Here is a 23,212-nt window from a genome sequence, read left to right on the forward strand (position 1 = left end):
CCGCACTTACTCGGTGAAGGCCTGGTTCAGCTTGTCGGTCACCTTGGCGGTAATGCTGTACCCCGCATCCGCGTGAATCACGGAGCCGCGCTGCAGCAACAGGCCAATGCCCTCGGTAGTGATCAATTCCTGCAGCACTTCCTGAACTTTGGCAGACATTTCCTGCAACAGCAGTTGGCCCACTTCCTGCTCCGCCTGCTGCAGTTTGCCGGCCACATGCTCAAGATCCGCCTGCTTGCTGGCCAGACGGCGTCGGGCAGCCAACTGCTGGTCCTGGCTCATCACCGCGACGTCTTTCTGGAAATCCTGAACCATCTTGTCCAGCTCGTCTTTGAGGCGATCAAACTCGGATTTGTCAGACTTGTAGGCATCGCTGTTGCGCTCAGCACTGAGACGTTTCTGCGCATGATCCGTTTGCAGGATAGCCTGCTCCAGATTGACCACGGCGATTTTCCCCTGGGCCCAACCGATGGACGGCAGCAGCAGGGCGGCAGTTATCAGGACAGCTTTAAACACGTTAGACACAAGTATTCTCCAGTAGTGGAAAGAAAAAAATCAGAAGCCCCGACCCAGTGAGAACTGGAATATTTCCCGCTCATCCTGGTCGGACTCGTTCAGCGGCTTGGCAAGACTGAAGCTCATGGGGCCGAACCCGGTAATCCAGGTAACACCGACACCCACCGAGTAGCGCAACTCATCGGCATCAACGTCGAAACAGTTGAGCTGGTTGCGGGCACACTTGGTGTTGAACACGTTACCGGCGTCGATAAAGAACGCCGAGCGCAGCTTGCTGCGATCCTTGAGGAAGGGCAGCGGAAACAGGAGTTCCACACTACCCTCGATCAAGGCGTTGCCACCAAAGGGGTCGGGCTGGGTATTCAGGGTATTGAACGACAACTTGCCGGTTTCCGGATCGACGACATAGCCGAAGAGACGGCCGTCCTCACCACCCACCTGCGTCGGCTGACCGTCCTCGTCAACTGCGGTGGCCGGCTGGCTGATATCGTACAGGCTTGCGGGTGTCCCGCGTGGCCCCAGGGTATTGCTCTCAAACCCGCGTACGGAGCCGAAACCGCCAGAGAAGAAGTGCTCAAAGAACGGCAGGTTGGTGGTACCGCCGTAGCCGTCGCCATAGCCCAGTTCGCCCCGCACGCGCACAATCCACTCGTTGGTAATGGGGAAGAAACGCTCGCCCCGGTAGACCAGCTTGTAGAATTCGGCATCAGACCCCGGAACAGCCAATTCAAACACCAGGGACTGGGAGGTGCCGCGGGTCGCGAGAATACCGCGGTTCAGAGTGGACTGGCTCCAGCTGAGGGAGGTGGTCCAGTTCAGGAACTGGTCACCATTGCGATCAAGGAAACCCTGTTCCGGCGGAATGGTCAGGGCATCCGGCGGCAAATCGGCAATCGGCAGGAAAGTTTCCGGCCCCGAATAGGTACCATCCGGCAGCCGCGTACTTTCATAGAAGCCGTCCACACCATCCACCAGGCGCGGACTCGCCTTGATTTCCTGTACCGCAAAGCGACCGGCGGTGATATCCGTGTTGGCCACGCCGAAGCTGAAGCCCAGACGCTGGGTTTCCTTGATCGGATAGCCAAAATTCAATGAGGCGCCAAGGGTATCCGTGGTATAGCGCGCCACGTTGATTTCGGAGAGATCAGTGGACCGGTAGAACACGCTGAAGCCGCGGCTAACGCCATCTTCGGTGAAATACGGATTGGTGTAGCTGAAATTGTACAGATCCTGAAACCGGGAGGAATTGAGGCCAATCCCGATCCGGCGACCGGTACCGAGAAAGTTGTCCTGTTGCAGGTTAAGACCGAAAATCAGGCCCGCGTCCTGGGCATAACCAAAGCTGGCACCAATACTGCCCGAGGATTGCTCCTCGACGGTGAAGTCGACATCAATAAGGTCGTCGTGCCCTGCCACCTCCGGTGTTTCGACGGTTGCCTTGCTGAAGTAGCCCAGACGCTCCAGCCGAATCCTTGACTGCTCGATGGCCGCGGCGGAAGCCGGGGCGCTCTCCATCTGCCGCATCTCGCGCCGCAGTACTTCATCGGCCGTCTTCTGGTTACCCTGGAAACTGATGCGGCGGACATAGGTGCGCTTGCCCGGGTCCACAAAAAACTTCAGGGCGACGGTGTTATCGTCTTCATTGACTTCAGGAATACCGGTGACCTTGGCGAAATTGTAGCCTTCGTTGCCCAATCGGCGGGTCATGAACTCCTCGGTAGAGGTGACCAGCTGCTGGGAAAAGGTCTGGCCTTCGGAGACAAGGACGTACCGGGTGAGATCCGACTCCGGCAATACCAGGTCCCCGGACAGGTCGACATCACTGACGGTGAACTTTTCCCCTTCGGTGACGTTGGCGGTGATGTAGACCGCCTTCTTGTCGGGTGATACCGACACCTGGGTGGAATCGATGGAGAATTGCAGGTAGCCCCGATCCAGGTACCAGGAACTCAGGGCTTCCAAATCGCCGGTAAGCTTTTCCCGGGAATATTTGTCGTCATTGGTAAAGAAAGAAAACCAGCCGGTGGTCTTCAGCTCAAACAGGTCGGTCAGCTCTTCGTCGTCGAATATCTCGTTGCCGACGATGTTCATGTGCTTGATCGCAGCAACCGTGCCCTCATCGACATCAATATTGACAGAGACGCGGTTCCGCGGCTCGGGCAGGACTTCGGTCTCGATGCTGGCATCGTAGCGGCCCTGCTGCACATACTGCCGCTGCAGTTCAAGCTGCATGCCTTCCAGGGTGGAGCGCTGGAAAACCTGCCCGACTGCCAGGCCGGCGCCGCGCAAGCCGTCCAACAACGCCTCGGTCTCAATCGCCTTGTTACCCTCAATATTGATCTCGCTGATGCTCGGCCGCTCGACCACGATCACCACCAGTACATTGCCATCACGGCCGATGCGGATGTCGTCGAAATTGCCGGTAGCAAACAGGCTGCGGGCAGCAGCGCGGATGGCTTCCGCATTCACCAGATCACCGACCGCCAGGGGCATGGCGGCAAACACCGAGCCCGCCGATATTCGCTGCAGGCCCTCGACCCGGATATCGGCAACGATAAAGGAGGCATCCTGGGACTGGACCAGGGGCGAGAGAACCAGCAAGATCATTGCCAGCATCAGTTGCATGCGTTTTTTCAAAATATGTCCAACCACCGGATAAGGCCCGACCCCAAGGTCATGATTATGTAAGTACCGGCTGAATCCACCGGGCTACAGGCGCGCAAAGTCGTTATACAGCGCCAACGCCATGATCCCGAGGATCATGAACAGCCCCAGCTGATACCCCAATGCTTGTATTTTCTCGGGTACTGGCCGCCCTGCCAGCAACTCCATCGTGTAGTACAGAAGATGGCCGCCATCCAGCACCGGTATGGGCAACAGGTTCAGCACCGCAAGACTGACGCTCAACAGGGCAAGGAAGCCAATCCAGGACTCCAGGCCCGACTTGGCGGAAGCGGACGCCACTTTAGCAATGGTAATGGGGCCACTCAAGTTTTTTGGCGAGATCAGGCCCTGCAACATCTTCTTGATTGAACTGAGAGTGAAGCTGGTAAGCTCACCGGTGCGGGTAACAGCCGCCCCCAGGGACTGCAGGGGACCGCGCTGGAACTGGCGAACCATTTCCGGCGGCATCGCCGGCATGGCTACTGCAACACCAACACGGCCCACCATTGCCCCGCTGGCATCCGCCTCGCCATCGGGAACGATGGTCGTGGTCTGCAGCTGGCCGTCCCGGCTCAGCTCCAGCTCGATCCGCTGTCCCGGGCGCTCGCGTACATACTCCACCCAGTCCATCCACTGGGGCATGGGAATGCCATCGGCGCGCAGCACCCGGTCGCCGGCCTGCAGGCCGGCGCGTGCCGCGGGGCTGTCAGCGACTACTTCGTCAACCACCGGCGGCACCTCCGGGGTGTACATGCTGATCCCCAGCCCACCGAACAGGTCCGGTTCTTCCTGCTCCGACAACCAGCGCTGCAGCGCCGCCTCGGACTGGTACAGCATATCCGACCCGGACTCCCTGACGGTGAACCGAATGCTGCCGGTATCCCCGATCCGGTCCAGCAGGCGGAAGCTCAGGGCCTGCCAGGTCGGGGTTTCCTCACCGTCGACAGCCACGATTTCCTGGCCGACCCTGAGGCCCGCCGCGTCCGCCACCGAGCCGGATTGCACCGACCCAATCACCGGGGCGTAGCCGGATTCACCGCCCATGAACAGAATCCAGTAGGCGACAATCGCCAGGGCAAAGTTGGCCAGGGGACCCGCGGCCACAACGGCAATACGCTGCAGGACGGGCTTGCGGTTGAAGGCGTGCTCCAGATCCGCTGCGGCCACGTCGCCCTCGCGTTCATCAAGCATCTTGACGTAGCCGCCCAGCGGTATCATCGCTATGCAGTACTCGGTGCCGTGCCTGTCGTGCCAGGTATACAGCGACTTGCCGAAACCAATCGAAAAGCGCAGAACCTTGACGCCGCAACGACGCGCGACCCAGAAATGGCCGTATTCATGCACCGCCACCAGTACGCCGAGGGTGATGAGGGTGATGCCGATGGTAAAAGCCAGATCCATTAACGCTCCAAACTCTCAAGGCTACCGGCCCGCAACCGGGCCAACTGCGCGGCCGCCACCTGACGGGCCTCGCTGTCCGCAGCTTCGACCACAGCCAGTGAGGTCGGTTCAACAACAGCGACCTGTTCCAGGGTCGCCTCGATGACCCGCGGGATGTCGGTAAAACCGATACCACCACAGAGAAAGGCCTCCACGGCGACCTCATTGGCGGCATTGCAGGCGGCCATTGCGGTACCGCCGGCGGCAATGGCCTCTCGGGCCAGGCGCAGACAGGGGAAGCGGCCCTCGTCGGGTGCCTCGAAGTGCAGTTTCGACAACGCCACCAGATCCAGCGGGGCCACGCCTGACTCCATGCGCAGCGGCCAGCCGAGGCCGTACGCTATCGGAGTGCGCATATCCGGGTTGCCCAGCTGGGCCAGAACCGAACCGTCCGTGTATTGCACCATGGAGTGAACGATGCTCTCGGGGTGCACCACGATATCAACCTGCTCCGGCGCCAGATCGAACAGCCAGCAGGCCTCGATGAGCTCCAGCCCCTTGTTCATCAAGGTCGCGGAATCCACGGAGATCTTTCTGCCCATGGACCAGTTGGGGTGTGCGCAGGCCTGATCCGGGGTTGCTGCGGCAATCGCCGACGCAGTCCACTGCCGGAAAGGTCCTCCAGAGGCGGTCAGCAAGACCTTACTGACACCCGCCAGTCCGGACCTGCCCTCAGCATCCACCGGCAGACACTGAAAAATGGCATTGTGTTCACTGTCTATGGGCAGCAGCAGTGCGCCCGCGTCCCGCACCGCCGCCATCAACAGGTGTCCGGCCATCACCAGCGACTCCTTGTTCGCCAGCAGGATCCGCTTGCCCGCCCGCGCCGCCGCCAGGGTCGAGGGCAACCCGGCAGCGCCAACCACGGACGCCATCACGGCGTCCACGGCCTCGTGGGTGGCGACCTGCTGCAGGCCCTCCGCACCCGCCAGCACCCGGGTGTCGCAGTTTCCGGCCAGCAGGACCTCCAGTTCGGCGGCCGCATCGGCGTCCATCATCACCGCGTAGCGAGGCTGAAAGCGCAGACATTGTGCCGCCATGGCAGCCACCGAACGATTCGCCGCCAGAGCCCAGGCACGCAGCTTTTGCGGATGGCGCGCTATTACATCCAGGGTGCTGACCCCGATGGAGCCGGTGCTGCCCAGCACCGCCACATTTTGCGCAGCCGTCATCGCTACCACCCCGCCAGCAACAGGCCGAGGGCAAACACGGGTGCCGCGCTGCAGAGGCTGTCAAGGCGGTCCAGCAAACCGCCGTGACCGGGCAGCAGAGAGCCGCTGTCCTTGACCCCGCTTTCGCGCTTGACCATGCTCACGGTGAGGTCACCGAGCACCGATGCCAGCGCCGTCATCAGCACGACTGCCACCACCGCAGCGAGACTGACGTGGGCCATCCGGGCAGGGATAACCCACCACAGTACCAGTGCCAGGGCGATGGCGCAGGCCATTCCCCCCCAAAAGCCCTCCCAGGTCTTGGCCGGACTGACCCGCTCCGCCAGTTTGTGACGGCCAAAGCGGGTACCGGCGAAGTAGGCGCCGATATCGGTGGCCGCAACCACCAGGACCAGGGCAACCATCAACAGGCCACCGCGGGGAAGGGTCAGCAGGTAAACCGCCGCCAGCCAGGCGCTGGACAGGATCAGCAGACCCATCAGGCTGCGCATGACCCGGCTGTGCCAGAGTGCCGCGCTCGCCGGATAGCTCTTGACCCACAACAGGGAAAACGACCACCACAGGCAGGCGACCCCCAGCAGTGGCTGTATCTGCTCGCGCCGGGGCTCGTTGCCGAGCTCCACATAGAAAAACAGGAACAGCAGCATTCCAGCAAGGATCGCGGCAAACAGCAGGCGCGCAGCGGTGGCCTGCCACCCGGCCAGTCGCGCCCACTCCCAGGCTCCGAGAACCACCACCAGCGCAAAGGCCGCAGCCAGGGCGATCAATGGCAGCAGCAGCACCGCCGCGAGGAACAGACCCGCCATGCCGACAGCGGTAATCACCCGCTGCCTAAGCATCGCCGCCCACCCCCGACAGCAGGCCATCGGGCTCTCGCAAGCCGAAACGGCGCTCACGCCGGGAGTAATCCGCCAGCGCCCGGGCAAACTCGAGTTCGCCAAAATCGGGCCACAGGGTATTGGTGAAGTAGAGTTCACTGTAGGCAAAGTGCCAGAGCATGAAATTGCTGATACGGGCATCGCCGCCGGTACGAATACACAGATCCGGCGGCGGCAGGTCACTGATCGAGACCTCCCGGTCGACCGAGGCTTCGGTGATATCCTCCGGCTGCAGGGTCCCCGCCTGCACCTGCTCCGCAAGCCTGCGCGCCGCCTGGGCAATATCCCAGCGGCCGCCATAGTCCACCGCTATCACGACTGTCGCCACGCGATTCTCGCAGGTCAGATATTCGGCATTGGTCATCAGCCGCTGCAAACGCTCGCTGAAGCGACCGCGCTCGCCAATGAAACGCAGACGGACGCCGTCCTTGTGCAACTCCCGCACTTCGCTGCGCAGATAGCGCGACAGCAGTGCCAGCAGTGCCCTGACTTCGGGTTGAGGGCGGCCCCAGTTTTCGCTACTGAACGCAAACAGGGTGAGCACTTCGACCTTGTGCTGGCGACAGGAACGCAGGATGCTGCGCACAGTCTCGACACCGGCACGGTGACCGGCATGCCCGGGCAGGCCCTGGCGTCGGGCCCAGCGGTTGTTGCCGTCCATGATGACGGCAACGTGGCGCGGCACCGCAGCAGGGTTGGTAACGATTGGCGTTTCGCGACTGGCCATACCCTGAACGGGACTAAATTTCCATGAGGTCGGCTTCTTTGTCCGCCAACATTTTTTCGATGCGTTCCACGTAGACGTCGGTCAGTTTCTGCACGCTGTCCTGGCCGCGACGCTCGTCATCCTCGCTGATATCCTTCTCCTTCACCAGTTCCTTGAGCATGTTCATGGCGTCCCGGCGGGCATTGCGGACCGACACCCGGGCAGCCTCGGCCTCGCTGCGGGCCTGACGGATAAAGCCCTTGCGGGTCTCTTCGGTCAGCGAAGGCATCGGGATGCGGATGACCTCGCCGGAGGTGGCCGGATTCAGGCCGAGGTCAGATTTCATGATGGCCCGCTCAATCTGGGGAATCATGGAGCGATCCCAGGGCGTCAGCGCCAGGGTACGGCCGTCTTCCACGTTGATGTTGGCCATCTGGTTGAGCGGTGTCTCGGCGCCGTAGTATTCGATCTTGACCGAGTCGAGAATACTCGGATGAGCGCGACCGGTGCGAATCTTGTTGAAATTGTGTACCAGAGCTTCGACGCTCTTCTCCATCCTGTCCCTGGCTTCGTTCTTGATGTCTTCGATCACTTTTTCTCTCCTTGCAATACCGGTCCGCGCTATTGGATCAAGGTCCCTTCCTGTCCGCCGCGCACAATACTGAGCAGCGCCCCACGATCCTCCATCTTGAACACGCGTACCGGCATCTTGTGGTCGCGGCAGAGACAGATGGCCGTGAGATCCATGACCTCCAGTTTCTTGTCCAGCACCTCGTCATAACTGAGGCGCTCATATTTGACTGCATCAGCCACCTTCATCGGGTCGGCCGAATAGACGCCATCGACCTTGGTCGCCTTCAACACCAGTTCCGCGTCTATCTCGATACCCCGCAGGCAGGCCGAGGAATCGGTGGTGAAGAACGGGTTACCGGTGCCGGCACAGAAAATGACCACGTCGCCATTGCTGATGGCGCGGATGGCCTTGCGCCGGTCATAGTGGTCGACAACCCCGCTCATGGGGATGGAGGACATGACCTGGGTGGCGATGTTCGAGCGCTCCAGGGCATCGCGCAGGGCCAGCGCATTCATCACCGTGGCCAGCATGCCCATGTGGTCACCGGTAACCCGGTCCAGCCCCGCCGCTTGCAGGGCAGCCCCGCGAAACAGATTGCCGCCGCCGACCACCAGCCCAACCTGCACGCCTATCCCCACCAGCTGACCAATTTCAAGCGCCAGCTGGTCAAGTATCTTCGGGTCGATACCAAAGCTTTCGCTGCCGGTAAGGGCTTCGCCGCTGAGTTTCAGCAGAATCCGCTTGTATTTCTTGTCACCCGCAGTCTGTGGCATGTCTGATATCTCCCGAAGTCCAGTTATATTACAGGACAAAGAGCCAGCTCCCTAGTGCCCCGGTCCAGAATCTGTCGCGGCTGCGGACGCCTGCTGCCTGCAGCAGACACAAAAAACGGGGCCTGGGCCCCGTCTCTGCTTGTCCTGCTGCCCCCTCAGCCCTTCAGCTGGGCGGCGACCTCGGCGGCGAAGTCAACCTGCTCCCGGGCAATGCCTTCACCCACCTCGAAGCGGACAAAGGACACCACCTCGGCACCGGCCGCGGCGACCAGCTTGCCGACGGTAATGTCGGGGTCCTTGACAAAGGACTGCTCTACCAGGCTGTTCTCGGCCAGGAACTTCTTGATCCGGCCGCCTATCATCTTTTCGATGATTTCCGCAGGCTTGCCGGAATCCTGCGCCTGCACCGTGTAGATTTCACGCTCCTTCTCAATCACCTCTGCCGGCATCTCATCGGGTGACACGACCTGGGGATTGACCGCAGCAACGTGCATGGCAACGTCCTTGGCCAGGTCCTGGTCGCCACCCTTCAGCTCCACCAGTACCGCGATACGATTATTGCCGTGGACATAGGCGCCGACAACGCCGGCATCGGCGGTGACCAGGCGGATGCGGCGCACACCGATGTTTTCGCCGATTTTCTGTACCAGCGCTTCGCGCGCCGCTTCCAGCTCACCGGCCATCAGGGCCTCGACGTCGGTCTGGCGGCCTTCGAACGCCGCATCGACCACCTTTTTGACGAAGCCCATGAAGTTCTCGTCACGGGCGACGAAATCGGTCTCGCTGTTGACTTCGACTACCACACCATAGCTGCCATCCTCGGCAATGCGGGTGGTAACAACGCCATCCGCGGCGGTGCGACCGGCTTTCTTGGCTGCCTTCATGCCGCTGGACTTGCGCAGCTCTTCAATGGCTTTCTCGACGTCGCCATCAGCGGCTGCCAGTGCCTTCTTGCACTCCAGCAAGCCGAGACCAGTGCGCTCACGTAATTCCTTGACCAATGCTGCAGACATGGCTGTTCCTCCTGCTGCGACCCCACACGGGGCGCTGTGTACTTGAACGTGTACCTCCGGACGGAGGCCGGGATGCCCCGGAGCAGCCGCGACGGCCGCACCGGGACCGGGGTGCTTACTCGGCGGCCGCGGCAGGCGCCTCGGCGGCTTCCACTTCAACGAACTCGTCGCGGACAGCGCTCATGTCGCCAGCTTCAACCTTGCCTGCCAGGCAGGCATCTGCCACGGCGCTGACATAGAGCTTGACCGCGCGAATGGCGTCGTCGTTGCCGGGGATGACGTAATCGACGCCGTCGGGGTTGCTGTTGGTATCGACAATGCCTATCACCGGAATACCGAGCTTGTTGGCCTCGGTGATGGCAATGCGCTCGTGGTCAACGTCAATCACGAACAGCGCGTCGGGCAGGCCACCCATGTCCTTGATACCGCCGATACTGCGTTCCAGCTTTTCCATGTCGCGGGTACGCATCAGCGCTTCTTTCTTGGTGAGCTTGGCGAAGGTGCCATCGGCCTGCTGGGCCTCAAGCTCGCGCAGGCGCTTGATGGAGGCGCGGATTGTCTTGTAGTTGGTGAGCATGCCGCCCAGCCAGCGATGGCTGACATAGGGCATCCCGGCCCGGTCGGCCTGCTCCTTGATGATCTTGCCGGCAGCGCGCTTGGTGCCGACGAACAGGATCTTGTTCTTGTTGCCGGACAACTTCTTGATCAGGGTCAGCGCTTCATTGAAGGCCGGCACCGTGTGCTCAAGGTTGATGATGTGGATCTTGTTGCGGGCACCGAAGATGTAGCGATCCATCTTCGGGTTCCAGTAACGGGTCTGGTGACCAAAGTGTGCGCCCGCCTGCAGCAGGTCGCGCATGCTTACTTGCGACATGGTAAATACCTTTGTATTGGGTTAATCCTCCACATATCCCGTGCGCCAAACCAGCCGGAGCCGGCACCCTGGCGCAGGTGTCGATATGTGTGCGTCGTTAGGGTTTTCTTCCTGCCGGGGGCCACCACACGGCGGCGAGCCCGAAAAGAAGGCGCGCTTTATACCACAACGGGACCAAACTGAAAAGACCAGGGGGCACAAACGTTCCGGGCCAGTGCAGTCACGCCAATGGCCGCCGGGGTGCCGATTACTCACAAGGCACGCAGATGTTGTAGAATACATGCCTTTGGCCGCCAGCACCCTGGCAGTCCGGCTGCGCTCCCTCGCAGTTGCAATAGATCCTGAAGCGAAAAGGCAAGCAATGGCAGTAACCATCAAGACCGAGGCCGAAATCGAGAAAATGCGGGTCGCCGGCCGGCTCGCAGCCGAGGTGCTGGAAATGATCGAGCCCCTGGTTGAACCCGGCATCACCACCGGCGAGCTGGATCGCATCTGCCACGAGCACATTACCCGGGTGCAGCAGGCCATCCCCGCACCGCTGGACTATCACGGCTTCCCGCGCTCGATCTGTACCTCGGTCAACGAGGTGATTTGCCACGGCATCCCCTCCGATACCAAGAGACTGAAATCCGGCGACATCATCAATATCGATGTCACCGTCATCAAGGATGGCTATCACGGCGACAGCAGCATCATGGTGGAAGTCGGGGAGGTTGCAGCCCACGCCCAGCGCCTGATCAAGGTGACCCAGGAGTGCCTCTACCGGGCCATCGAAATTGTCCGTCCGGGCACCACGCTAGGCGATATCGGTGCGGTAATCCAGCAACACGCGGAGAAGAACTATTACTCCGTGGTACGGGAATATTGCGGTCATGGCATCGGCCAGGTGTTCCACGAGGACCCGCAGGTCCTCCACTACGGCCGCAAAGGCACCGGGCTGGTACTGGAGGAGGGAATGACCTTCACCATCGAACCCATGATCAATGCCGGCCGGCGTCACACCAAGCTCAATCAAAAGGATGGCTGGACCGTGTCCACGCGGGATGGTCGCCTGTCCGCCCAGTGGGAACACAGCCTGGGGGTGACCGCCGACGGCTGCGAAGTTTTCACCCGGCGCAGCAATGAGCACTTCTGAGAATACCCCGCCCATGACAGACCGGGATGACAGCCTGCCACCGGAGCTGTTTGATCCGGGCGCCTTTGCGGCCGCAATCGGCCGCGGCGACACCCTGAAGATTGGCAAGCAGGCCCTGAAGGCCGCAGCCGACTATCTGCACGCAGAATTCCGCAGTGGCACCCGGGTGGCGCGGCTGCTGCACCTGCGGGCGCAGTTCATGGATGCACTGCTGGGCGCCCTCTGGGACAGCCGCGACTGGTCCGGGGTAGAGCCGGCCCTGGTCGCCGTCGGCGGTTACGGCCGCGGCGAACTGCACCCGCACTCGGATATCGACATCCTGGTGCTGCTGGGCGAGGACAGCGAGCGCTGCCACGAGCAGCTGGAGCAATTCCTGACCCAGCTCTGGGACCTGGGACTGAATGTCGGTCACAGCGTACGCACTGTCAGCGAGTGCTGCAGCAAGGCGCGCCGGGATATCACCATACTCACCAACCTGATGGAGACCCGGGTCATTCGTGGCCCGGAAGCCCTGATGGAAGACGTCAGGGAGCGGACCAGTCCCGCGCACATGTGGCCCAGCGCCGACTTTTTCCGTGCCAAGCTGCAGGAACAGCGCGCACGCCACGCCAAGTTCGCCGACACCGAGTACAACCTCGAGCCCAATGTCAAGAGTTCACCCGGGGGCCTGCGCGACCTGCAGATCATCGCCTGGATAGCCGAGCGCCACTTCGGCGTTGACTCCCTGGAGTCCATGGACACCGGCGAGTTCCTCACCCCGGACGAACGCAGGATGCTGCTGCACGGCCGGGATTTCATGTGGCAGGTCCGCTATGCCCTGCACCTGAACGCCGGCCGCGAAGAGGACCGGCTGCTGTTTGATCACCAGCGTGAACTGGCCGCCATGTGGGGATTCCAGGATGGCGAAAAGCTGGCGGTCGAGCAGTTCATGCAGACCTACTACCGCTGGGCCCTGGCCCTGGGCGAGCTGAATGAGCTGTTGATCCAGAACTTTGACCAGGCCATCCTGCGGGCGGACACGGTGGATGACGTCAGGATCCTCAACGAGCGCTTCCAGGTCCGCAACGGCTACATCGAAGCCCTGCGCGACGATCTGTTCAGTACTGAACCCGGCGCCCTGCTGGAGATCTTCGTACTGGCGGGCCGGGAGTCGGGTATTATCGGCGTTGGAACACCCACCATCCGTCTGATCCGGGAGCACCGCCACCTGATCAACAGCACCTTCCGAGCGGATCCGCGCAATCGCGCCAGCTTTCTGGAGATCCTGCGCTCGCCCTACAACATGACCCGCCTGCTGCGCAGCATGACCCGCTATGGCGTGCTGGGCAATTATCTGCCCGAGTTCGGGCGCATCGTCGGCCAGATGCAGCACGATCTGTTCCACACCTACACCGTGGACGCGCACACTCTGGAAGTGATCCAGTACATGCGGCGCTTCCAGAAACCCGAGTTCGACGAGCGCTTCCCCGTCTCCAGCCGGGTGGCCCGCCGACTGCCGAAAATCGAGCTGTTGTACATCGCCGGCCTTTATCACGACATCGGCAAGGGCCGGGGCGGTGACCACTCGGAGCTGGGCGCGGTCGACGCCGAGCGCTTCTGCCAGGAGCATGGCCTCGACGAGCATGACACCGGGCTGGTGGTATGGCTGGTGCAAAACCACCTCACCATGTCCGCCGTCTCCCAGCGCAAGGACATCTCCGACCCGGACGTGATCCAGCAGTTCGCCCACCACGTCGGCGACCTCGACCGGCTGGACTACCTGTTTACGCTCACCGTGGCGGACATCAACGGCACCAATCCCACGCTCTGGAACGCCTGGCGCGGCAGCCTGCTGCGCCAGCTCTACACCGGTACCCGCAGAGCCCTGCGCCGCGGTCTCGAGAATCCCGTCGACAAGCAGGTCTGGATTGAGCAGACCCGCAAGACCGCCACGGATCTGCTGGAATACCGCGGCTTCACTGTGGAGGAGCTGGAGGATCTCTGGCGCGAACAGGGCGAGGACTACTTCCTGCGGGAAAAACCCGAGGACATCGCCTGGCATACGGAAGCCATTGCCGGGCACTATGAGCGCGACCAGCCGCTGGTGCTGATCCGCAACAGCTCTGACTCCAGCGTGGCCAATACCACGCAGATCTTCATTCATGCCCGCAGCCACGCGCAGCTCTTTTCGCGTGTTTGCGCCGAACTCGAACAGCTGGAGCTCAGCGTCCATGACGCCCGTATCTACAACGCCCGCGACGGCATGAGCCTGGACACGTTCTACGTATTGAACTCGGACGGCAGCTCCATTGCCGAGGAAAGTGCACGCCTGCGGCATATCAAGGACCATCTGAGCCGGGCCCTGGCCTCCAACCTGGACCGGGCACCCAATGTCCAGCGTCTCACCCCGCGCCAGATCAAGTCCTTTCTGGTGCCAACCGAGACCAGCATGTCGATTGACGAGATCATGAATGTCAGCGTGCTGGAAGTGTCCTCCCGCGATCGGCCGGGCCTGCTGGCCCGCATCGGACGGATCTTCGTCGACTACAACGTGGACCTGCAGGCCGCCAAGATCCAGACCCTGGGCGAGCGGGTGGAGGACGTCTTCTTTATCACCGACGCACAGCAACAGCCGCTGACCGATCCGGTATTGTGCGAGACTATCCAGCGCGCCATTCGAGAACAGCTGGACGACCAGGCAGGGGACACCTGACCACCGATGAATACATTGCTGGACCGACTTCAACCCTACCCCTTTGAAAAGCTGCGGGCACTGTTCGCGGATCTGCAGCCACCTGCGGACCGTCCACACATTCCCCTGTCCATTGGCGAGCCGCGGCACCCTTCGCCGCAGTTCGTGCTGGATGCCGTGGCGGCACATCTGCCACTGCTGGCCAATTACCCGGCCACCCGCGGCGAGGACAGCTTGCGGGAAGCCATTGCCGCCTGGCTGCAGCGTCGGTTCCAGCTCACGGCCGTAGACCCGCAAACACAGGTACTGCCAGTCAACGGCACCCGCGAGGCCCTGTTTGCCTTCGCCCAGGCGGTGGTGACCGCTGGCCCGGAAGCCATGGTGCTGAGTCCCAACCCCTTCTACCAGATCTACGAGGGCGCGACCCTGCTGGCAGGCGCCGAACCCGGTTTTATCAATGCCACTGCGGCCAGCAGCCATCTGCCCGACTTTGCCAGCGTGCCCGAGAGCTGGTGGCGCCGCTGCCAGTTGCTGTACATCTGCAGCCCAGGCAACCCCAGCGGCGCGGTGATGTCGATTCCACAACTGCAGGCGCTGGTGGAACGGGCGCAAAAGTACGACTTCATCATCGCCAGCGACGAGTGCTACTCGGAGATCTACAGCGATGAAGCGGCCCCGCCGCCTGGTCTGTTACAGGCCTGTGCGCGCATGGGCAACGACAGCTACCGGCGCTGCGTTGTCTTCCACAGCCTGAGCAAGCGCTCCAACCTGCCCGGGCTGCGTTCGGGCTTTGTCGCCGGCGATGCCGCAGTACTGGCCGACTTCCTCCGCTACCGCACCTATCACGGCTGCGCCATGCCGCTGCACCATCAACATGCCAGCAGTGCCGCCTGGCGCGACGAGGAGCACGTGCGGGTCAATCGCCAGCGCTATCGGGAGAAATTCGACGCCGTGCTGGCCATACTCTCCGGGCACCTGCGGGTGCAGCGCCCGGATGCCGGCTTCTACCTGTGGCCGGAAACCCCGGGCAGCGACACGGATTTCGCACGCCAGCTCTACGCCCGGCAACATGTGACCGTGGTACCCGGCAGCTATCTGGCACGGGACACCGACAGCGGCAATCCCGGCGCCAACCGGGTACGCATGGCACTGGTGGCCTCGCAGGAGGACTGCGTGGAGGCTGCCCAGCGCATGGTACAGTTGCTGGGGGCGCTGTAGCAGCATGCTGAGCAAACCCGAGCGGGTCGCCTTTATCCTGCAGCGCCTGCAGACACTGTACCCCGAGCCGCCGATCCCGCTGCAGCACAAGGATCCGTTCACGTTGCTGGTCGCGGTCCTGCTCAGCGCCCAGTGCACCGACGAGCGGGTCAACCAGGTCACCCCTGCCCTGTTCGCGCTGGCCGACACACCCGCCGCCATGGCAGGGCTGGAAGTCGACCAGATCCGCGAGATCATCCGCCCCTGCGGCCTGTCACCGCAAAAATCGCAGGCCATCAAGCGCCTCAGCGAACTGTTGCTGGAGGAGCACGGCGGCGAGGTGCCGGCGGACATGGAAGCACTCGAGCGCCTGCCCGGGGTCGGCCACAAGACCGCCAGCGTGGTCATGTCCCAGGCCTTTGGCATACCCGCCTTCCCGGTGGACACCCACATCCATCGCCTGGCCCAGCGCTGGGGTCTGAGCAGCGGCAAGAGCGTGGTCCAGACCGAGCGCGACCTCAAGCGCCTGTTCCCGCGTGAGTACTGGAATCGCCTGCATCTGCAGATCATCTACTACGGCCGCGAGTTCTGCAGCGCGCGGGGCTGCGATGGGCGGGTCTGCGAGATATGCAGAACCTGTTACCCGGAGCGCAAGCACCCGAAACAGACGCGCAAGGCCTGATACTGTTGAGGCTTCGTTCGCGGGGCGGCCTGACGGACTGCGCGTCCCGGCGCAGTGTCGCTCCGGGACTGCCCCGTGGATCGCTTCGTTCGCGTGGCGGCCTGGCGACCGCTGCGTCGCTCCGGGAGACGCGGACTCCGATACTCCATTCCGGGCGCATGCGGCGCGCGTTCCTGCTGTGTTCTTGCGCTGCCAGCTGGCCGCGCAAGGTGTGAGCGGGACTGGCACTTGCCATGGCGTCGGTGCCAGTTGAGTTGACCTGTTCCCACTTTCAGGGCTGGGGGCTGGCAGCCACTAAGACGATTGAGCGGGCGCACCGACGCCCTCCAAGTCCGTCTCGCAGCCCCCGCCCCCCGAATCAACGCGGGGTGCAGGGGCCATCGCTCGTGACTTCGACTCTCGATTGCCCAAGCGAGGCATTGCAGCTTGAAGCCCGCCCACGTTCACCGCAGCACTGACAACGTACCGTGGCTCCAGCCTGCCCGCCGCGTTGATCCGGGGCGGAAGTGTCCTTTTGCGGGCTCGGAGGGCGTCGGTGCGCCCGCCGCCCTCCACTTAGTGGCTGCCAACCTGCAGCCCTGAAAGTGGGAACAGGCCAGATCCAGAACTGCCGCAGCCATGCCGAGTGCCAGCACGGCTCACAAGGTGCGCGGCCAGACGGCAACGCAAGATTATTGAGGGAACGCGCGCCGCATGCGCCCGTAGTGAAGCAAAAGGAGCTTCCCGTGCCGGAGCGACGCAGCAGCCGTCAGGCTGCCACTGGAACGAAGGTAACACGGAGCGACGCTGCGCCGGGACGCGCAGTCCGTCAGGCTGCCAAGTGAACGAAGGGAACTGGAGCGACGCAGCGGCCCTCAGGCCAGCTGCGGAAAAAAAAGCATAAGGACTCAGCGCTGCCGTTGACTCTCTTCCACATCATCAGCAAGCCACGCCTTGATCAGAGACTGATAGGGCATATCACGTTTATTGGCTTCAATCTTGATTCGCTCCAGAAGGCCTTCGGGCAGCCGCAAGGAAATTGTCCTGGTTGATGGTTTCAAATGAGGAAGTACCACCGTCTGTGTCTTGTTCCAATCGACGTAATCGCTGGAGTCATGGCTTTCCCAGAACTCACGCTCTTCGGCTTCTGTATTGAACACAGGTGTTTTCTTCAGTCTACCCATAAAAGGCCCTCTCTTTCCGGTGCATATCTCGAGCCGAGATTACGCGTATCAGGCTTCCAGACTCGCGCAGGGTAAAAGTAACGTGAAGCCGTCGATCATCGTCGGTGCGACCCAGCGCATGCAACCGGGATTCCTGTTGACTGTGTTTCACATCTTCCACGACGAGCAAGGGCTGATTGAAAAAGATCTGTTCGGCCTCTGCCTGGGTAACGTAATGCTTGGCAACACTTTTTCGCGCGTTGCCGGCGTCCCACTGAAACCCGGTGACTTTCCGCCAATCGATCATCTCTGTATATTACCAGCATATACAATATCGGCAAGTGCACTGACTGTGTACTGGCGATGGAGCCTGCACCTTGCGGCAGCAGCGGCGCGCGAGGGTCATTCTGGATCGCTTCGTTCGCGGGGCGGCCTGACGGACGCTGCGTCGCTCCGGGAGACGCGGACTCCGATACTCCATTCCGGGCGCATGCGCCCGCAGTGGAGCAAAAGGATCTTCCCGTGCCGGAGCGACGCAGCAGCCGTGAGGCTGCCGAGTGAACGAAGGGACCGGAGCGACACAGCGCCGGGACGCGCAGTCCGTCAGGCCGCCACGAGAACGGAGGCACTGGAGCGACGCAGCGTCCGTCAGGCCGCCTCGCGAACTAAGGGCACAGAGCGACGCTGCAGCCGAAGTGCCTGTCAGCACCCGCATTTTTTGTTATCCTTGCGTCCCCCAAAAACCCGCCAGGAACGAGGCCCGCATGATCACCCTCTACGGCATCAGCAACTGCGACACGGTGAAGAAAGCGCGCCGCTGGCTGGAACTGCACGAAGTGGAGTACCGCTTTCACGATCTGCGGGAGGATGGCGTCAGCGCAGAGCAGGTAAGGGGCTGGCTCGCCGAACTGGGCTGGGACACCCTGGTCAACAAGCGCAGCACCAGCTGGAAGGCATTGCCAGCGTCCACCCGCGAGGCCATGGATGACAAGGCAGCGCTCGCGGCGATTCTGCAGCACCCCACGCTGATCAAGCGCCCGCTGCTGGACATCGGCCACGAGCGTCACTGCGGGTTCTCGGAAAAAACCTGGGGTGCGCTATTCCAGCGCCACACCCTTTGATTCACACCCGCGACAGCGGGGCAGCCAGGATACAATCGACATGAGCACAACTGCATTTGCCTTCGGCCTGGGCCTGGGCACCCACAACAGCGAGGGCGAATGGCTGGAAGTCTTCTTTGCCGAGCCAGTGCTGAATCCGCCCGCCGCCCTGGTCAATGCAGCCGGCGCCGGTGACAATCGCACGCCGCTCGACCGCGAGCAGCTGCTCGCCCTGGAGGCAGAACTGACGGCGGTGGATGAGACCCGCCAGGCGCAGTTGGCCGCACAGCTCGCCGGCAGCGATGCCCCGGTGGTGGCGGTATTGCTGCGTGAAGATGTAGCGCCAATCACGGTACCCGAGGCCTACCTCAAGCTGCACCTGCTGTCCCACCGGCTGGTGAAGCCCCACGGCACCAACCTGCAGGGGCTGTTCGGCATTCTGCCCAATGTCGCCTGGACCAGCGAGGGCGCCATCGATATCGGCGAGTTGCCGGCGCGCCAGCTCGCCGCCCGCCTGCGTGGCGACACCCTGGAAGTCAGCTGTGTCGACAAGTTTCCCAAGATGACCAACTACGTGGTCCCGGGCGGCGTGCGCATCGCCCACACTGCCCGGGTCCGCCTGGGCGCCTATCTCGGTGCCGGTACTACCATCATGCACGAAGGCTTCGTCAACTTTAATGCCGGTACCGAGGGTCCGGGCATGATCGAGGGGCGGATTTCCGCGGGGGTCACGGTGGGCAGTGGCTCGGACCTCGGCGGTGGCTGCTCGACCATGGGCACCCTGTCCGGCGGGGGCAACATCATCATCTCGGTCGGCAAGGAGTGCCTGATCGGTGCCAACGCCGGCATCGGCATACCCTTGGGTGACCGCTGCACGGTGGAAGCGGGCCTGTTCGTTACCGCCGGTACCAAGGTGGTACTGCTCGACAGCGAGGGTCTGCCGGTAGAGACGGTGAAAGCGCGAGAGCTGGCCGGCAAGTCGGGGCTGCTGTTCCGGCGCAACTCCACCAACGGCTCGGTGGAATGCCTGACCAACCGCTCCGCCATCGAGCTGAACGCCGAACTGCACGCCCACAACTGACCACCGGGAGCACACACGTGGAACGGACACTGGAGCTGACCTGCGACCTGATCCGGCGCCCCTCCGTAACGCCGGACGATGCCGGTTGTCAGGAGCTGATGATGGCGCGCCTGGAGGCGATCGGCTTCGCCTGCACGCCGCTGCAGTTTGGCGAGGTAAAGAACTTCTGGGCGGTGCGCGGCAACAGCGGTCCGCTACTGGTTTTCGCCGGCCATACCGACGTGGTTCCCACCGGGCCGGAGTCGGCCTGGGACTCGGCGCCCTTCAATCCGGAACTGCGCGACGGCCTGCTCTACGGCCGCGGCGCGGCCGACATGAAGGGCAGCCTGGCGGCAATGATCATCGCCTGCGAGGATTTCGTCGCCGCTCACCCGGATCACCCCGGCCGTATCGGCTTCCTGATCACTGCCGATGAGGAAGGTCCGGCCCACGACGGCACGATCAAGGTGGTAGCGCACCTGCAGCAGCAGGGAGAACAGATTGACTGGTGTCTGGTGGGGGAGCCCTCCAGCAATGAACAGCTTGGAGATGTGGTCAAGAACGGACGTCGCGGTTCCCTCGGCGCCCTGTTGACCGTCCGCGGGGTGCAGGGCCACATCGCCTATCCACAACTTGCCGACAATCCCATTCACCGGGCGCTGCCGGCGCTGCATGCGCTTACCTGCCAGGTCTGGGACCTGGGCAACGTCTTCTTCCCGGCCACCTCGCTGCAGCTATCCAATATCAACAGCGGCACCGGCGCGACCAACGTCATCCCCGGCGAGCTGGCAGTGATGTTCAATTTCCGCTTCTCGACCGAGGTGACGGCGACAGAGCTGCGCCGCCGTACCGAAGCGATACTGGACGCCCACAAGCTGGATTACAGCATCGACTGGCAGCTCAGTGGCGAGCCGTTCCTGACTGCCAGCGGAGACCTGGTCAGCGCCGCGGTCGAAACCATTCGCGACTGCACCGGGCTCGAGACCCAGCTGTCCACCGCCGGCGGCACCTCGGACGGGCGCTTCATCGCTCCCACCGGGGCCCAGGTGCTGGAACTGGGCCCGGTAAACGCCACCATTCACAAGCGCAATGAATGCGTGCGCGCCGCCGACCTGCCGCGCCTCGCGGAACTCTATCGCGGCATTCTGCAGCGTCTGCTACTGCAGTGATTGCAGCTGCTGCTGCAGCCCGCCCCGCACCATCTCCAGATTGACGCTGCCGGGGACGACGACGACCTGGTCCTGCGCCAGCGCCGCCAGGCTGGCGGCCACTACCGGCGCCGCATCCATCCACAACTCCGGCGGCATGCGGGTCTTGTCAAAACCCTCGAAATAGGTCGTGTCGTGGATTTCAGTGCGGGTAAGGCCCGGACAGAGGCACTGTACCCGGATGTTATCCGCCGCGACTTCGGCCTGCAGCGCCTGCGAGAAGGAGACCATGAAGGCCTTGCAGCCGCCGTATACCGCGGTCTGCTTCATGTTCAGGAATGCGCCAATAGAGGCCACGTTCACAATCTGGCCGCCGCCGCGTTCACGCATGAAGGGCACCGCGGCCCGCACCAGTTCCAGCGTGGCGTCAATCTGCAGGCGCACCACCTGCAATTCATCTTCCAGCACGCTGCGTCCGAAATCCCCAAAGGTTGAGAAGCCGGCATTGTTGATCAGGATATCCACCGGCCCCTGCTGGCGCAGGGCTTCCACGGTGCGCGTCACGCCTTCCACCGTGGCCAGGTCAGCGACCACCGGCACCAGCCGGGTGCTGCCGGCCAGCTCTGCCTGCAGCGCCTGCAGCCGATCGGCCCGGCGCGCCACCGCTATAATGGTGCCACAGCTTTGCGCCAGCTGACGACAGTACTCCGCCCCCAGTCCCGCGGAGGCGCCGGTAACCAGGGCAATGTGCCGGGTATCGCTCATGACATCGTGTTCCTTGCAGTTGTTCAGGGCTGGCGCAGACAGGCGTCGACGGGTGTCGTACCATGCGCCTTCGGTAAACGATATCTTGGGGAGAAACGGCATGACGCGCAAGCGCACCGCACTGGTTACCGGTGCTTCCGCCGGACTCGGCGCCGAGTTCGCGCGCCAGCTGGCGGCGGACGGCTACAACCTGGTCCTGGTGGCACGGCGTCGCGACAAGCTGGACGCACTGGCTGCAGACCTGCGCCAGCAGTACGGCTGCGATGTGCAGATTGAAACTGCCGACCTGGCCGATCCCGCCGCGCCCCGGACCCTGTTCGACGCCCTCGCTGCCAGGGAGATCACGGTCGATTTCCTGGTGAACAATGCCGGGGTGGCCGGCTCCGATCTGCTCACCGACCGGGACTGGGGCGAACACCAGGCGTTCTTCCAGTTGATGATGCTGGCGGTCGCCGAGCTCTGCCACCTGTTCATTCCCCCCATGCGGGAACGGGGTTTTGGCCGGGTCATCAATGTTGCCTCGGTGGCAGGCCGCATTCCCCGCTCGGGCGGCTGCAACTACGGCCCCAGCAAAGCCTACCTGATCGCCCTCTCGGAGGATCTCGCCGTGACCCTGCACGGCAGTGGCGTCAAGGTTTGTGCCCTCTGCCCCGGTTACACGCACACGGATTTCCACAGTACTGCGGGCCTGCAGGACATGAAGGACGCGATGCCCGGGTTCCTCTGGTATGACGCCGACGTCGTGGTCCGGGAAGGACTGCGAGGGGTGGAGAAGGGGAAACCGGTCTATCTTTCCGGGCGCCTGTACCGCTGGGTGGACCCGCTGTTCCAGTCCCTCCTTACCCGACGCCTGTTCCGGGTGGCCTCCCGGCATTGAACGGATTACAGTTCAGTTTGCGCCGAGTGCCGACAGCACATAGACATCGTGGCGCACGGCCTTGCCGCGGATGGCGTGGGAGGGTGCACGACCAGCCAGAGGGGCCGCTTTAAGCGGTCGCTTCACCACCACCCGGGCCACTGGCGCCTGCAGGGCCCAGCCCAGCAGGGCATCGGCATCCTCAGCGGCCCCGGGGCGACTGAACAGGGCCTGGAACAGGGCCATCTCTTTTTTCACTGCCGCCGATTTATCCCGCGGCGGAAACATCGGATCTAGGTAGATGACATCCTGCCGCAGCAGGGCGGCGGCGCCCAGGTGACGAGCTTCGCCCTCGGCAAGCGTCATCCGCCCGACAACCTCGCGCAGCCAGGCATCGCCGGATCGCTGCGCCCCGACCAGCCCCGAGCGCAATAGCGCCGCCACCACCGGCTCCCGCTCCGCCAGGGTGACCTCACACCCCAGGTCCGCCAGCACAAAGCTGTCCCGGCCCAACCCGGCTGTCGCATCAAGCACCCGCAGCGGGCTCTTCCTGCCAACGCCCACGGCGCGACCCAGCAGCTCATTCTGCCCACCACGGCGCCGGTGACGCATGGCGGCAGCGCCGAAATCAACCACAACCGGGTTTGGCGCAGAGCGACCCGGCGCGCGCAGGGCCACGGTGTCGGGAGAGACCAGCAACAGGGCCACGAAACGGTTTTCGTCCACCGCCTCACCGGGTGCCAACAGCGGCAGCGCAAGGGCGGCAGCGAGTGCCTCTGCCGCCGTGCTGGCGGTGACCACAGTCGCCTGTACGCCGATCATGGCTGCGGCCGCCAGCGACAGTGA

At 63.0% G+C, this 23,212-nt stretch carries 22 protein-coding genes; 8 read left to right on the forward strand and 14 right to left on the reverse strand.

The features are described 5' to 3' along the window. Positions 1 to 6 precede the first annotated feature (6 nt). From RLO07_RS06720 to rpsB, 10 genes are all read right to left on the reverse strand, one after another. A complete protein-coding gene (locus tag RLO07_RS06720) occupies positions 7 to 525 on the reverse strand; it encodes an OmpH/Skp family outer membrane protein (RefSeq protein WP_462291368.1) in 519 nt (172 codons plus the stop codon). A 30-nt stretch (positions 526 to 555) separates the two neighbouring features. Then, on the reverse strand, positions 556 to 3,123 hold the full coding sequence (gene bamA, locus RLO07_RS06725) for an outer membrane protein assembly factor BamA (protein ID WP_462291453.1): 2,568 nt from the start codon (positions 3,121 to 3,123) through the stop codon (positions 556 to 558). A gap of 102 nt (positions 3,124 to 3,225) precedes the next feature. Next, positions 3,226 to 4,581 (reverse strand): RIP metalloprotease RseP, encoded by a 1,356-nt coding sequence (gene rseP / locus RLO07_RS06730; protein ID WP_462291369.1) that lies wholly within the window; start codon positions 4,579 to 4,581, stop codon positions 3,226 to 3,228. Then, the gene (gene ispC, locus RLO07_RS06735) at positions 4,581 to 5,792 is read right to left on the reverse strand and encodes a 1-deoxy-D-xylulose-5-phosphate reductoisomerase (protein ID WP_462291370.1); all 1,212 of its coding nucleotides are present in this window, start codon (positions 5,790 to 5,792) and stop codon (positions 4,581 to 4,583) included. The genes rseP and ispC overlap by 1 nt, the downstream gene beginning before the upstream one ends. Positions 5,793 to 5,794: 2 nt before the next feature. Beyond that, positions 5,795 to 6,631 carry a phosphatidate cytidylyltransferase gene (locus RLO07_RS06740; protein ID WP_462291371.1) on the reverse strand — a complete coding sequence of 279 codons (837 nt, stop codon included), beginning with the start codon at positions 6,629 to 6,631 and terminating at the stop codon, positions 5,795 to 5,797. Further along, complete coding sequence (gene uppS, locus RLO07_RS06745) at positions 6,624 to 7,397, reverse strand: polyprenyl diphosphate synthase (protein ID WP_462291372.1); 774 nt, start codon at positions 7,395 to 7,397, stop codon at positions 6,624 to 6,626. The genes RLO07_RS06740 and uppS overlap by 8 nt, the downstream gene beginning before the upstream one ends. A gap of 13 nt (positions 7,398 to 7,410) precedes the next feature. Then, positions 7,411 to 7,968, reverse strand: a complete 558-nt coding sequence (gene frr / locus RLO07_RS06750; RefSeq protein ID WP_462291373.1) for a ribosome recycling factor — start codon at positions 7,966 to 7,968, stop codon at positions 7,411 to 7,413. A 29-nt stretch (positions 7,969 to 7,997) separates the two neighbouring features. Continuing rightward, a complete protein-coding gene (pyrH, locus tag RLO07_RS06755) occupies positions 7,998 to 8,723 on the reverse strand; it encodes a UMP kinase (protein ID WP_462291374.1) in 726 nt (241 codons plus the stop codon). A 155-nt stretch (positions 8,724 to 8,878) separates the two neighbouring features. Then, positions 8,879 to 9,736 (reverse strand): translation elongation factor Ts, encoded by an 858-nt coding sequence (gene tsf / locus RLO07_RS06760; RefSeq protein WP_462291375.1) that lies wholly within the window; start codon positions 9,734 to 9,736, stop codon positions 8,879 to 8,881. 115 nt (positions 9,737 to 9,851) lie between these two features. Continuing rightward, complete coding sequence (gene rpsB, locus RLO07_RS06765) at positions 9,852 to 10,610, reverse strand: 30S ribosomal protein S2 (protein ID WP_462291376.1); 759 nt, start codon at positions 10,608 to 10,610, stop codon at positions 9,852 to 9,854. Between the two features lie 361 nt (positions 10,611 to 10,971). On the opposite strand from rpsB, the gene map reads away from it, so the two are divergent. Genes map through nth form a run of 4 tightly spaced genes read left to right on the forward strand, consistent with a single transcriptional unit; the run spans position 10,972 to position 16,295 of the window. Beyond that, entirely contained in the window at positions 10,972 to 11,745 is a 774-nt protein-coding gene (map, locus tag RLO07_RS06770) for a type I methionyl aminopeptidase (protein ID WP_462291377.1), read from the forward strand. Further along, complete coding sequence (gene glnD, locus RLO07_RS06775; protein ID WP_462291378.1) at positions 11,732 to 14,437, forward strand: [protein-PII] uridylyltransferase; 2,706 nt, start codon at positions 11,732 to 11,734, stop codon at positions 14,435 to 14,437. The genes map and glnD overlap by 14 nt, the downstream gene beginning before the upstream one ends. Before the next feature lie 6 nt (positions 14,438 to 14,443). Next, positions 14,444 to 15,634, forward strand: coding sequence for a succinyldiaminopimelate transaminase (dapC, locus tag RLO07_RS06780; RefSeq protein ID WP_462291379.1), 1,191 nt, complete (start codon positions 14,444 to 14,446; stop codon positions 15,632 to 15,634). 4 nt (positions 15,635 to 15,638) lie between these two features. Further along, positions 15,639 to 16,295, forward strand: a complete 657-nt coding sequence (gene nth / locus RLO07_RS06785; protein WP_462291380.1) for an endonuclease III — start codon at positions 15,639 to 15,641, stop codon at positions 16,293 to 16,295. An 887-nt stretch (positions 16,296 to 17,182) separates the two neighbouring features. Here the strand turns inward: nth and RLO07_RS06790 are convergent. After that, positions 17,183 to 17,458 carry a BrnA antitoxin family protein gene (locus RLO07_RS06790; RefSeq protein ID WP_462291381.1) on the reverse strand — a complete coding sequence of 92 codons (276 nt, stop codon included), beginning with the start codon at positions 17,456 to 17,458 and terminating at the stop codon, positions 17,183 to 17,185. Next, on the reverse strand, positions 17,451 to 17,744 hold the full coding sequence (locus tag RLO07_RS06795) for a BrnT family toxin (RefSeq protein WP_462291382.1): 294 nt from the start codon (positions 17,742 to 17,744) through the stop codon (positions 17,451 to 17,453). Before RLO07_RS06795 ends, RLO07_RS06790 begins: the two co-directional genes overlap by 8 nt. Positions 17,745 to 18,201: 457 nt before the next feature. Here RLO07_RS06795 and RLO07_RS06800 point away from each other — a divergent pair, with 457 nt between their 5' ends. Genes RLO07_RS06800 through dapE form a run of 3 tightly spaced genes read left to right on the forward strand, consistent with a single transcriptional unit; the run spans position 18,202 to position 20,766 of the window. Further along, entirely contained in the window at positions 18,202 to 18,558 is a 357-nt protein-coding gene (locus tag RLO07_RS06800; RefSeq protein ID WP_462291383.1) for an ArsC family reductase, read from the forward strand. A 40-nt stretch (positions 18,559 to 18,598) separates the two neighbouring features. After that, entirely contained in the window at positions 18,599 to 19,618 is a 1,020-nt protein-coding gene (gene dapD, locus RLO07_RS06805; RefSeq protein ID WP_462291384.1) for a 2,3,4,5-tetrahydropyridine-2,6-dicarboxylate N-succinyltransferase, read from the forward strand. A gap of 17 nt (positions 19,619 to 19,635) precedes the next feature. Further along, a complete protein-coding gene (dapE, locus tag RLO07_RS06810; RefSeq protein ID WP_462291385.1) occupies positions 19,636 to 20,766 on the forward strand; it encodes a succinyl-diaminopimelate desuccinylase in 1,131 nt (376 codons plus the stop codon). On the opposite strand, the gene RLO07_RS06815 is transcribed toward dapE, so the two are convergent. After that, positions 20,755 to 21,510, reverse strand: a complete 756-nt coding sequence (locus RLO07_RS06815; protein WP_462291386.1) for an SDR family NAD(P)-dependent oxidoreductase — start codon at positions 21,508 to 21,510, stop codon at positions 20,755 to 20,757. The two genes, dapE and RLO07_RS06815, sit on opposite strands and share 12 nt — an antisense overlap. 100 nt (positions 21,511 to 21,610) lie before the next feature. Between RLO07_RS06815 and RLO07_RS06820 the strand changes: the two genes are divergently transcribed. Beyond that, a complete protein-coding gene (locus RLO07_RS06820) occupies positions 21,611 to 22,387 on the forward strand; it encodes an SDR family NAD(P)-dependent oxidoreductase (RefSeq protein WP_462291387.1) in 777 nt (258 codons plus the stop codon). A 12-nt stretch (positions 22,388 to 22,399) separates the two neighbouring features. Here the strand turns inward: RLO07_RS06820 and RLO07_RS06825 are convergent, their stop codons facing one another. Next, positions 22,400 to 23,188 (reverse strand): class I SAM-dependent methyltransferase, encoded by a 789-nt coding sequence (locus RLO07_RS06825; RefSeq protein ID WP_462291388.1) that lies wholly within the window; start codon positions 23,186 to 23,188, stop codon positions 22,400 to 22,402. Between the last annotated feature and the right edge of the window lie 24 nt (positions 23,189 to 23,212).

Origin of the sequence: Haliea sp. (assembly GCF_040221975.1) — a bacterium.
In the GTDB taxonomy this organism is placed as follows: Bacteria; Pseudomonadota; Gammaproteobacteria; order Pseudomonadales; family Halieaceae; genus Haliea.